Source organism: Paenibacillus sp. UNC451MF, from assembly GCF_000686845.1.
Classification (GTDB): domain Bacteria; phylum Bacillota; class Bacilli; order Paenibacillales; family NBRC-103111; genus Paenibacillus_S.
In genome coordinates this window covers 168,333-180,113 of sequence record NZ_KK366025.1, presented here as the reverse complement: position 1 = coordinate 180,113, position 11,781 = coordinate 168,333, and the positions used below count along the sequence as shown (strand labels likewise).

Sequence of the window (11,781 nt, the reverse complement as noted above, 5' to 3'; positions counted from 1 at the left end):
AGGAGGACGATCCGGAATGAGTCTGCGAGCTAAAGTTCCGGTTGCAGATATATTGATTACACTTGTGATGCTGCTTCTTTGTTTGGTAACGCTGTATCCATTCTGGTATGCCATCGCGTACTCATTAAGCAGCAGCAATGCAACGATGAGCCATCCAGTAACTTTTCTGCCGATTGACTTTACTTTTTCAAATTATCATACCGTGTTTGAGAATCCTCAAATTTTTCGGGCTTTTCTAGTAACGGTTGGAAGGACGTTAGGAGGCATTGTTTATTCAGGTACTATCGTTGCACTGGCCGCATATGCCATATCCAAACGATCTTTGCCGGGTAATCGTGTCATCGCAATCATTTTGCTTATACCTATGTATTTCAGCGGAGGGCTGCTTCCTACGTATATTTTGATTTACAAGTTGGGACTTTTTAATCACTTTCTCGTATATATTTTGCCGCATGGCTTTTGGGCATTCAACATGTTAATTATGCGCACGTTCTTCGATTCTTTGCCAGCTAGTCTGGTGGAATCGGCAATGATCGACGGAGCGGGAGATTTGAAGGTGTTCTGGAAAATTATTATACCGCTCTCCATGCCGGTTACCGCAACAATAGCCATGTTCAATGGAGTGTTCCACTGGAACTCTTGGTTTGACGCTATGCTGTATGTTAGTAACGATAACCTGCAGCCTTTGTCGTTTATATTGCAGCGCATATTGAAGGAAACGCTTGCCGCACAATTGCTCGCTTCACAGGGGCTAGTTATGGCTGTCGATACAGGATCGAACCCGACATCACCCGAATCGCTCAAGATGGCTACATTGGTCGTGTCCACCGTGCCGATTATATTGATCTATCCGTTTCTTCAAAAATATTTCGTCAAAGGTTTCATGATTGGAGCCGTTAAGGGATAAGTCGGTTGATGACGGTACTTCTTCCGGTTGCTAGTAAGCTCATGTGACGTGTTCAACCAAACTTTTGAATAAAGGGGATATGTTCATGGCAAAGAAGGTGCTTCAGCTTCTTTTGATCGGTTCATTAGGGTTCGTCACTGTGACAGGGTGCACGGACGGAGGTACGGTCAAGCCGGATGCTTCCAAAATGCCGGATGGTAATAAGCAGCAGGCAAAAATGCCGATTCGATTTTACAGTCAAGGCTATCAAACCAAGATCGATGTGGCATCGCATGATGTGGTAACACCCTATGTCGAGAATAAGTTTAATCTGGAATTTACGGAGATGTACGTCAATAACGATCAGCCTCTTAAGGAACGGCTTAATCAATGGATTGCGACCAAGAACCTGCCGGACGTTATGATGATGGATAAGGCCGGGGCTAGTTATGCTGTTAGCACAGGGCAGTTTGCCGATTTGACGGACTATATCAAAGATATGCCTAACTTGCAGAGATGGTTTCCGCAGCAGTACTGGAGTCGATTTACGAATGACGGTAAGAACTATCAAATCCCAACTCCTGTTGTTGATACGAATTCCAACGATCCCAAATACGCCGACGACCCTTACAATTCGGGCAAAAGACTCACCTCGCTCTACGTGCGGGAGGATTTGCTTGCGAAGGCGGGTTACAAGTTCAAGCCATTGAAGGACATCAGAAGGGATACAGTGGATCAAGGAAAGAAACCGACTCTTCAGGACTTTGCAATTGAGCCTGCGATCAAGACACCGGAAGATTTCTATCAGCTGCTTAAAAAAATGAAGGATTTAAATGTGAGTGCGAATGGGAAGCCCCTCATCCCGATATCGTTTCCGATCTGGGCACAATTTCATTTTGGCTCCATGTTCGATTTCGGTCATTGGACGCAGGATAAAAACGGCACAGTCGACGGATTCCTCGGATCAAAGGATGCTAAGAAATATCATGAATACTTGAATCGTCTGTATCAGGATGGTTTGCTGGATAAGGACTTTATTATCCAAAAGGACGATCAGTTGCAAACAAAGGCGGCTACTGGTCAGCTCGGCGTCATCTTGGCTGTGCTGAATTTGGACGCAGTGCGGCAATCTCTGCTGAACATTGATCCTTCTATGGAGCTTCGCGCCATTCCATGGCCAAAGGAGAATCCGGACAAAGGGTATTACGATATTTATGAAGGGTCATTCTGGCGGATCCTCATCCGCAAGGATTTTCCGGATATTAAAAGGCTGACGCAGTATCTGGATTGGACGCTCAGTGATGAGGCACTGGATCTCATGTCGTGGGGGCCGGATAATGCAGGTATTTGGAAAATGCAGGACGGCAAAAAAGTATTCATCGATCCGCAAGTCGAGAGCGACATGCTTACTGGAAAGCTGGGGGGTAAGGGCGCTGACTATTACGGCCTATATTCCCGTCAGTTCTACAGCAAGGCGTCCTATTTCGGGCTTGGCTGGTATTTAGTCAGGGACTACAATCCGAAGAGTCCGCTTCGCAGCTATCCGCCAAAGTATGATCTTTATGTGATGAACAGCGGCATGATTGCCAACGGCTCGTACAACGTGTCGGGAACGGCATCTTATGGCGACGGAAGCAAGGAGGCTGAAGCGGCCTCCAACTCTTACTGGACCTTCACAACGCTCGATGTCGCCAAGCTGCTTACACCGAAGACAAAAGATGAATTCGATAAGAACTGGAATGCAATTATCATGAAATATATGAAAGATACCAATTATGAACAAGCCGCCAAAAATATGATGCAGTGGTTTAAGGATAATCCTCCGGCAAAAAAATAAAGCCTCAATCCAACCAAACGGGACGCCTCTATCGAGAGGCCCCGTTTGGTTCACTTTCATTTTGGACAACGGGGAGGTCAAAGATGATCAATGTATTGATTGTAGACGATTTTCAGGTGGATCGTGATAATCTCAAGCAGCTTCTTAAGAATGACCCTGCGTTCAGTCATGTGAATGTAGTCGCTGCGTGCGAGAATGGAAAAGAAGCGCTGGAGTATATGCAGAACCTTCAACCGGATATCCTTATCACCGATATTGAGATGCCTGTGATGAATGGTTTTGAACTGGTAAGGACAGTTCGGCAATTGTATCCGCAGATCAAGATCATTTTTTCCAGCGTATATAACGAATTTGAGTATGCCAAGAATGCTCTGTATCTTGGAGGTTACGGGTATCTATTGAAACCTGTGGCAGCAGAAGAACTGCTGCAGTGTGTCAGCACGGTCAGTGATGAGCTGGCCAATGATTTAAAAGCCCGGAAGGACTATGAACTGCTGTACCGTCAGCTTGTGGAAAATAAGCCTTATTTAATCGAAAATTTAATGATAAGCCTAATCTATGGGACCGCCGGAGATATGGCCAGGGTACAGGAAAGGCTGGAGCTTCTGGAGTTGAAGCTATCAGACTGCCGATTTGTTATAGCGCTGATAGAAATAGACGGCTTTTCCCAGCTGACCCGAGAAATGAATATCGAGGAGAAGCATTTGTTTCAAATGATGATTCTTAGTAGGATTCGTTGTGCGCTCGGAGCAGTAGGCAACTACATAGCGGTTCCACTTCAAGCGGCGCATATCGGAATCATTTTCTACGAGCAAGGCGAAGACCAGCTTTCAGTACGATTGAGGCATATTCACAGTTTGCTAAACGGAATTCAATTGGAATTTGGCAACTCGGATATCAGCATATCCATCGCTGTCAGCGGTTACTCGAACGATATTGTATGTATTAAATTTTTATACGAGCAGTGTCTATACATATTGCGGTATAAATATTTGCTGGGCAAAGGAAAGGTGATGTACACGAGTGACATTCCTGCCAGCAAGGAGAAGCCTCTTTGGGATTATAACGGGATTGAGAAAGAAATGCGTATTCTGTTGAATACAGGGTCATCCGAAGATATTAGGGCCTACGTAGGAAGGCTTGCGGATGGAATGACGGATAATAGCTCACCAGAGGAGCTCAAGAGCTTTTTTTATTTCCTTATGATTTGCTTGCAGAACATTGTTAGCGCGAATCCTGAAGGGTTTACAGGACACGCAGAACTAACCTCACCGTCAGCCTGGGAAGTCTTATTAGGTCTAGAAACGATCTCAGACGCCATAGCTTGGATACAAGAGCGGCTCCTTTTTGTTAACAAGTGCATACGAGAGAGAGAGTTTCATAAAAATAAAGCTGTTGTCGATAAAATCAAACGTTTTGTGGAGCAACATTATCGTTCTAATATTACTCTTGAAATTTTGTCAGAGGAGTTTTATTACAGCCCGAATTATCTAAATCAGATTTTTAAGCTGGAGACGGGCAGAACAATACTGGATCACGTTACTCGGTTCAAAATGGAGAAGGCGAAGGAAATGCTGATGGACAAACAATTTAAACTATACGAAATCGCAGAGCAATTGGGATATCAGCACACAGCTTATTTTAGCAGCTTGTTCAAGAAGTTCACGGGCATTACCCCCAAAGATTTTCGAAGGCAGCTTGAAATATGACAGCTCTGCTGCATGATACGGCTGCTGCTGTTTTCAGAATACATTCGAATACGAAGCTGAAGTATAAGCTCATGCTGGCTTACTCGATTTTGTTTATTATTAGCATCCTGTACGTCGGATTGACCTCTTACTATCATTCACGGAATTTCATGACGCAATCAGAGAACAATGCAGCTGCACAGAGTATGATCCAGCTTCATAATACGATGGACAGCTTCTTGGAAATGTATTTCAACAAAAGCGAGATGGTATTTTTTAACTTGCAGCTTCAGAAGCATTTGTCCGCTCCTCATAAAGAAATCGACGATCTGGTTTATACACTCAAGGATATCAATGATACGGTTAATCAAATCATGAGCGATGTGAAGCGACCTTATTTAAAAAACTCTTATTATTTCGGCGGGAACATTCAACTCTTGCTTTATCCGAAAAACAATACGATATTTTCGGACGGACAAACGATTTTTAGTTATGACGAGATCAAAGAGGAGCCATGGAACAAGAAAATGCATGATACGGACACGTATTTTACATGGGAAAGCGGCGTCCGATTCAACCATCAAAATTATGTGGCCTTGAACCGGAGGCTGATTGACTTTGGAACCTCGACAGATCTTGGCGTTATGAGAATCCTTATTCCTGTCGAGCGTATCCAAAATATTATCGAACGGAGTATCGGCCACTCTGACTATTTGCTGGTTTATTCGGATCAGGAAGATAAGACAATAACAAGCTATGGATCTATTCAGCCCCAATCTGCGGGCTTCCAGGAGCTTGAGAAACGGCTTATTCCTAATTCGGGGGTAACGGAAGAGACAATGGACGAGACACGCTATCTCGTCGGTGTCATGAAATCGGAAATGACCGGCTGGAAGCTTATTTATATGATACGCTTGGATAATATTACAAGTAAGGTTAGCAAGATTACATATTCGATTATTGTTTCAGTTGTGTTGTCCGTTGTACTGTGCATCTTCACCGCTCTGGTAATCTCGAGTTACATGACAAAGAGAATTGATGTTCTTGTTCACAAAACGGATCTGGCCAAGCAAGGGAATTTGATTATGACGGATGTCATTAGAGGAAATGACGAAATCGGACGTCTAGACCGAAATTTTAACGGCATGATGGAGAGAATTCATCACCTCATTGAGGTCGAGTACAGGTCTAAAATTATTTTAAACCATACGAAGCTGGAGCTTCTTCAAGAGCAAATCAATCCCCATCTTCACTATAATACTCTCGCAATGATCGCATCGCTGGCTCAGAAGTCTGGTCAAAAGGAGATCTATGAGGTTACTCATCATCTCATTGATTTTTATAGAACTATGTTGAACAAAGGGAGGCTGATTATCGGGTTAGCCGATGAGTTCGAAATCATTAGGCACTACCTGGAGCTCAGCAAATTCGTTTATTCACTTGATCTCGATGTAATATTTGAGGCGGAGGATGATATTCTGAGCTATTATTCCGTCAAAATGCTGCTTCAGCCCTTGGTTGAAAATGCGATCTTTCATGGCATCATGCCGGTGAAGCAGGGGACCATTATTATTGGAGGCAGGGTGGCCGATGATGTAATTGAGCTCTATGTCTCCGATGACGGAGTGGGCATGCCCGAGTCCATGCTTGAATATATCAGGGCGCTGCCGATCGCCGTGGATGATCGACACGGATACGGGTTAACGAATGTGTTCCGAAGGCTTCAGTTATTTTTCGGTGAGTCCTTCCGTTTTGAATGTGAAAGTGAGCAGGGCATGGGAACTACGCTTGCGGTTACTATTCCTAAGTTTACGGAGGCGGAGATCACTTCTTATCTAAAAGGAAAGTCGATGTACTCATAAGGTAGAGGATATTCAGTAAGCTTATGTATTACATAACCATTAAGGTAAGCATCAAACTATTAAAAAGGCCTTTCTTTTTGCAATTTAGAAACTAGGGAGGCCTTTGATGGATTGACAGAGCCATAGGGATCATATAACATTTCAGTATTAACGTTAATATTAGAGTGTGGAGGGAGCGATGACATGAGCAGCGTAGAACCTAACGAAGAAGTGTCCAAACACGTTTACGAGCACATTCCGACGAGCCATTATTTAAGGGATATACCCAAGGGTCCATACTATAAAGGGGATTTTAAGCTGGGCCTTAATTTTTACAGCTTCAGCCATAATTTGAACTCATGGATTAATGGAAGCACGGAAGGTGCGCCTCCAATAGATACGATGCAAGTAATTCGGTTTGCAAAAGAAGCGGGATTTGACGCAGTTGATATTACATCATACTACATCCCCGGTTATGACAATATGACAATGCCAACAAGACCGGACGAAGAAATTTTCGAATATGCAAGAAACATTAAGAAGCTTTGTACCGAGCTCGGAATCGCTATTAGCGGAACAGGAGTTAAGAATGATTTTGCAGATCCGAACGAGGAAAGACGGCTGCTTGACATTAAACGGACGAAATATTGGATTGATGTTGCGGCTGAGATGGGAGCTCCTGTTATGCGTGTGTTCAACGGCGCGGTACCGAAGGATATAGAACAACTCGGATGGGAGGCGATCGCCAGAGATAGGATCGTTCCTGCGCTTAAAGAATGTGCTGAATATGGCGCGAGCAAAGGGGTCATTATTGGCATGCAGAACCATGGCGATATGGTATGCACGGCTGATCAGGTAATTCGAATATTGAATTGGGTCGATCATCCTAATATTGGACTAATCAATGATACCGGTTTTTTTAAAAAATTTATGCATCCTACCGGATTGAACTATGCTTGGTACGATGATATTGAAGCGGTTCTTCCGTACACAGTGAACTTTCAAGTAAAGAGAAAACCGGCTGGATCGAACACGGACCAATTAATAGATCTGGAGGAGCTGTTTAGACGGATACGCGGCAGCAATTACCGGGGGTACATTCCTATAGAAACATTGTGGGTAAATGGAGACGAGAATCATCCCCAGCAACTGTCTGAGCCTCCTTATGAGCAGGTCAAACAATTTCTTGCCCAATTAAGAGCAGCATCAGAAAGCACGAAATAATAAAGGCTTAATAAATCGATCTTGAGTTGTTACAAATACAAGGGGTTCATCCTATTATGGGGTGACTCCTTGAGTCTTTTTATAGAGACAATTTTACCAAATAAATCTTGACTAGGATAAAGATGGATATTATAGTGTTGATAAATCAGACGTATTAACGTTAATTTTTTTGTAAGCGCTTATTGTTTTGGTTGGCGTTTGCTTATAAGCCGGGTGGTGATCTTAATATGAAGAGACAACAGAAAAACAAACACGCCACCCTCAACGATGTGGCCAAACGGGCAGGTACATCAATCGCAACTGTATCGTACATTCTTAACGATTCCAGTAAACGCTATGTCAGCATGGAATTAAAGGAACGGGTGCTAAAGGCAGCAAGAGAGCTGAATTATATGAAAAGTGCTGTAGCTAGCAGCTTGAAAGGGAAAGACAGGGGCATTATATCCGTCTTGGTTCCCCAGTTTGACAATCCTTTCTTTACCCGGATTATCGCTGCCATTGAAGAAGTAGCATATCGACATGGGTATTTTATATCTATAAGCACAACGGTCGACGAAATGGCGAAAGAAAGAGAAATCATCAAGAAAATGATTGAGCAGCGAGTTGACGGTCTCATCATAAGTCCGACCTTACAAGGAACGGAGAATACGGATCATCTTCGCAGTCTCGGCATTCCATACGTCATTATGGAGCGACCCTTGATCGGGATAGAGCACTATGATTTTGTCGGTTGTGACAACTGGAGCTGTGGATATACCGCTACTCACCATTTGATAGAGAACGGGCATACCCGAATTGGATTTGTAGGTTGGGATACATCCATTAATGTTCAGGAGAGGCAGAATGGATATGTTGATGCGATGCAGCAGAACGGACTGACGATAGCTCCTTCATGGATACAGCTGGGCTGCTTGGATATTGATTCGGGCTACCGCTTAATGGAGCATTTCCTCCATTCCGATGTCACTGCAGTTGTATTTGGCCACCATCTGTTGGCTCAAGGTGGAATTCATCTGCTAAGAGAGAAAGGTATAAGAATTCCTGAAGAAATGTCCGCTGTCATTATCGGTACTCCGAGCTGGGCGCAATTGAATATCCCGAAATTTACATGTATCAGTCAGTCGGAACAGCAGATCGGTGAAACGGCGGCACAAGTATTGTTAAGGAACGTGTTAAACGAGGAAGAAACGAATGATGAGCCATGGCACCAGGAGAAAATACCCTGTAAGCTATTGCCCGGGGATTCGGTTATGAAGAGGATCTAGTCCAGGGCTGCTCTATACCATAGTGCAGCTATTTTTTGTCGGGAAATAGTATAACTGGACCTAAGAGAAGATTTCCTCAGATGCATTTAAAGGATATTCGAGTGCTGGTGCAGAAAGGTATAAAGTGCGAAATCAGCTTAAAGGTCTAGGCAACGGAATAACCCAGAGGTGAACTTAATGAGAAGGCGAGTACGACAAGAGGATATTGCCAAAGAACTTGGACTCTCCATCAATACCGTATCTTTGGCCTTAAAGAACAGCAGACGAATCAACGAAGAAACAAGACAAAAGGTGCATCAGGTAGCGAAAGCCTTGAACTATATACCGAATTCTATAGCTCGTTCTCTCGTAGAGAAGAAAACGCGGGTCATTGGATTTATCGTTCCGAAAATAACGAATCCAGTTCAGATAGAAACGGCCCAGCTTATTGAACGAAAGCTAATCAAATATGGTTATAATATGATGCTTATGACTACGGACAGTGATAAAAACTATGAGTCATTTGCACTGGACATTATTGTGTCGCGTCAGGTTGACGGTATCTTTCTATTTCCAACGAATAAGCAAAATCAGGAAAAAATCAAAATGTTGCGGAATGCTAATATCCCGATAGTCCTCTTGTCTGGTGGAAACTATGAGCCCGCAAGCGACTCCGTGTATATGAATCAGTTTAAAGGGGCATACATTGCAACATCCCATTTGGCCCAATTAGGTCACCGCCGTATCGGATTTATTCACGGTGGGGCCGGGAATATAGAGAAATATACGGGATATCAGCAAGCGCTGGCGGATCACGGAATGGAGTTAAATCCCGAGCTCGTTATAACCGTAGATAAATATAACTACGAGCAGGGATACTTATCGGCAGCCGAGCTTCTTCCGACCAAGAAAGTGACCGCTCTTCTGGCGTCAAGCGATTATTTGGCACTTGGAGCGATTCGATGGTGTCGTGAACAAGGGATGAGCGTTCCTGAAGATATCGCTATAGTAGGCTTTGATAATCTGGAAGCAGCCCATTATGCCGAAATCCCATTGACAAGCGTAACCTACAAGGTGGAGCAGTTAACCACTTCGGCTGTAGAGCTGCTGCTCAAATTAATCGAAGAGCCGGAGAAGCTTACTTCCCAGCAGCCTGAAAGAATTGTGTTCGAACCATCCTTGGAAATAAGGAGCTCCTGCGGCTTCAAAAAAACGCAGCGTTAAAAGACATCCAACTAGATGTCTTATATACACAAATAGCAACGGAGCCAAGGGAAATAAGCCATTGGCTCCTTTACCATTATTTCGGATGATATTGCCGAATCAGTTCAACAATTTGAACATCGGGAATCGAGTAATGTGGGGGAAGCTGCTTGGCAATGTCATCCCATTGCGATAGGTGTACAGTATTTTGAACCGGCGACGGCTCAGCCGCAAAAATCGTTTGATAGGTTGGAGTTGGGGCAGGTTGTTCAATAACCCTCAGCTGAACTGTTGCTGCATGAGCTTTCTTTGGCATTAACGAATATCTTTTTCTTTTTTTGAATCTTGGTTTTCGTTTGAGCTTGGTTTGGGGTTTAGGCTGCATTCTTTTATATAGCTTACGATTATTGGAATGCTTTCTGGTGGTTCTTTTTCTTCCTTGTTTATGGATAGTACGCCTCGATCGTGTCCTTTTTTTCAGTATCCTCATCCTCCATGTCTCCTTCAGAAATTATAGAATAGTCTTCTTAATGCTGAGGGAGATAACGTAGTTGAATGGCTTGATGGTAAACATGAAGGTTCCGCTTAGTCATAGCTGAGAGAGACCAATATTTGTTTGCCCAGGTTTGAGCATGGTACCCCAAGCGACGGCAGAACTCTGGATGATCCAAGGCATATTGAAGATGCTGATACAGCTCTACATGATTGGCAGCCTGAAAAACAAGACCAGTTAATTGATGAGCCACCATCTCGGTAATGCCCCCTGCATCGGAAACGATAATCGGCTTACCGGCGAGCTGGGCTTCTATAACGGCGAACGGCTGGTTATCCTGCAAGCTCGGAAGCACGAATAGATCTGCCATGTCCAGAAGAGCACGAACATCGGAACGATCCCCTAAGAAAACAACATGATCTTGAAGCCCTAATGAAGTCGTTAGCTGTTTCAGTTCATTTGCAAGCGTCCCGTTACCTGTCAGCCAGCAGACCCAATCGCTTCGCTCTGCGGCAAGGATAGCCAATGCTCTCAAAAAATGCTCATGACCTTTTACAACATCGAAGCGGGCTGAGCATAGGATCACTTTACGATCCTGAGGCTTGTTTAGATCAACCGGTGGAGTACTCGGATGAATCCACGGTTCCTCGTCCATGCCGTAAGGTACAATAATGAGGTGCTTTTCAGGGACATGAAAATCTTTCATTAAAACACTTTTTAGCCAATTGGACGGAATAATGGTTAGATCGCCTGAGGTAGCTCCGATATGCTCGCGACCAGCGCAATAATGCCACAGCAATGAAGCGTGGTCTTGCTCAGGAATACCTAAATCTTTAAGATTGACAAACCATTCCAGCGCTAGGCATCCATGAATGGAAGTAATCAATGCGGTCTTGCCAGATTTCACTCTAGCCATGGCATGTGCAGATATACTGTCTTGGGCATGAATGACATCATATCTATTTAACCCCCAGCATACAGCTGCGATTTCGAGGCAATACCGCTCAATTTCACAATCTTTTATCCAGGAATCCAATCCTGGAAAATGCTGATTGAAGTATTGATTCGCTTTTTCAGCAATAATAGGGGCGATTTTACTTTTCTCCAGAACGAATGCCTGATTGTGAACATAGTAGGACTGGCCATCAGGTGTCGGGCTGAACAGATCCACATCGTGACCCTCGCGTTCGAGACCCTTCCTTAACTGATCTACATAAGTGCTTACTCCGCCAACATGAGGGAGAGCCCAGCTGCAGACAATTAAAATTTTCATGATCCATCCCCTTTTGGAGTATTGTCAATTCAGCATATGAAAGGTGCCCGTTAATGGAGAGGTACAACTACCCGATTATGTAAGATTACTGC

Annotated in this window: 9 protein-coding genes; 7 read left to right on the top strand and 2 right to left on the bottom strand. The window is 44.0% G+C overall.

Going from position 1 to position 11,781, the window contains the following annotated elements; genetic code table 11:
• Positions 1-16: 16 nt before the first annotated feature.
• The 7 genes from BP97_RS0133250 to BP97_RS0133220 all read left to right on the top strand — a co-directional run bounded on the left by BP97_RS0133250 (position 17) and on the right by BP97_RS0133220 (position 9,944).
• A complete protein-coding gene (locus BP97_RS0133250) occupies positions 17-907 on the top strand; it encodes a carbohydrate ABC transporter permease (protein ID WP_036747000.1) in 891 nt (296 codons plus the stop codon).
• Positions 908-992: 85 nt separating this feature from the next.
• Positions 993-2,723 carry a type 2 periplasmic-binding domain-containing protein gene (locus tag BP97_RS0133245; protein WP_028552932.1) on the top strand — a complete coding sequence of 577 codons (1,731 nt, stop codon included), beginning with the start codon at positions 993-995 and terminating at the stop codon, positions 2,721-2,723.
• An 83-nt stretch (positions 2,724-2,806) separates the two neighbouring features.
• Positions 2,807-4,432, top strand: coding sequence for a response regulator transcription factor (locus BP97_RS0133240; RefSeq protein WP_028552931.1), 1,626 nt, complete (start codon positions 2,807-2,809; stop codon positions 4,430-4,432).
• Positions 4,429-6,273, top strand: a complete 1,845-nt coding sequence (locus BP97_RS0133235) for a sensor histidine kinase (protein WP_028552930.1) — start codon at positions 4,429-4,431, stop codon at positions 6,271-6,273. The genes BP97_RS0133240 and BP97_RS0133235 overlap by 4 nt, the downstream gene beginning before the upstream one ends.
• Before the next feature lie 183 nt (positions 6,274-6,456).
• A complete protein-coding gene (locus BP97_RS38355; protein WP_051621175.1) occupies positions 6,457-7,476 on the top strand; it encodes a sugar phosphate isomerase/epimerase family protein in 1,020 nt (339 codons plus the stop codon).
• Between the two features lie 227 nt (positions 7,477-7,703).
• Positions 7,704-8,741 (top strand): LacI family DNA-binding transcriptional regulator, encoded by a 1,038-nt coding sequence (locus BP97_RS0133225; protein WP_028552929.1) that lies wholly within the window; start codon positions 7,704-7,706, stop codon positions 8,739-8,741.
• Positions 8,742-8,918: 177 nt separating this feature from the next.
• Positions 8,919-9,944: a LacI family DNA-binding transcriptional regulator gene (locus tag BP97_RS0133220; RefSeq protein ID WP_036746998.1), complete on the top strand. Its 1,026-nt coding sequence runs from the start codon at positions 8,919-8,921 to the stop codon at positions 9,942-9,944.
• 76 nt (positions 9,945-10,020) lie between these two features.
• Here the strand turns inward: BP97_RS0133220 and BP97_RS40530 are convergent, their stop codons facing one another.
• A complete protein-coding gene (locus BP97_RS40530; protein WP_156043493.1) occupies positions 10,021-10,239 on the bottom strand; it encodes a hypothetical protein in 219 nt (72 codons plus the stop codon).
• 211 nt (positions 10,240-10,450) lie between these two features.
• Positions 10,451-11,689 (bottom strand): glycosyltransferase family 4 protein, encoded by a 1,239-nt coding sequence (locus BP97_RS0133210; protein ID WP_028552926.1) that lies wholly within the window; start codon positions 11,687-11,689, stop codon positions 10,451-10,453.
• Between the last annotated feature and the right edge of the window lie 92 nt (positions 11,690-11,781).

Excerpts from the sequence above, each read along its gene's own strand:
- BP97_RS0133250 (WP_036747000.1), top strand. The coding sequence starts at position 17 with ATGAGTCTGCGAGCTAAAGTTCCGGTTGCAGATATATTGATTACACTT.
- BP97_RS0133245 (WP_028552932.1), top strand. The coding sequence starts at position 993 with ATGGCAAAGAAGGTGCTTCAGCTTCTTTTGATCGGTTCATTAGGGTTC.
- BP97_RS0133240 (WP_028552931.1), top strand. The coding sequence starts at position 2,807 with ATGATCAATGTATTGATTGTAGACGATTTTCAGGTGGATCGTGATAAT.
- BP97_RS0133235 (WP_028552930.1), top strand. The coding sequence starts at position 4,429 with ATGACAGCTCTGCTGCATGATACGGCTGCTGCTGTTTTCAGAATACAT.
- BP97_RS38355 (WP_051621175.1), top strand. The coding sequence starts at position 6,457 with ATGAGCAGCGTAGAACCTAACGAAGAAGTGTCCAAACACGTTTACGAG.
- BP97_RS0133225 (WP_028552929.1), top strand. The coding sequence starts at position 7,704 with ATGAAGAGACAACAGAAAAACAAACACGCCACCCTCAACGATGTGGCC.
- BP97_RS0133220 (WP_036746998.1), top strand. The coding sequence starts at position 8,919 with ATGAGAAGGCGAGTACGACAAGAGGATATTGCCAAAGAACTTGGACTC.
- BP97_RS40530 (WP_156043493.1), bottom strand. The coding sequence starts at position 10,239 with ATGCCAAAGAAAGCTCATGCAGCAACAGTTCAGCTGAGGGTTATTGAA.
- BP97_RS0133210 (WP_028552926.1), bottom strand. The coding sequence starts at position 11,689 with ATGAAAATTTTAATTGTCTGCAGCTGGGCTCTCCCTCATGTTGGCGGA.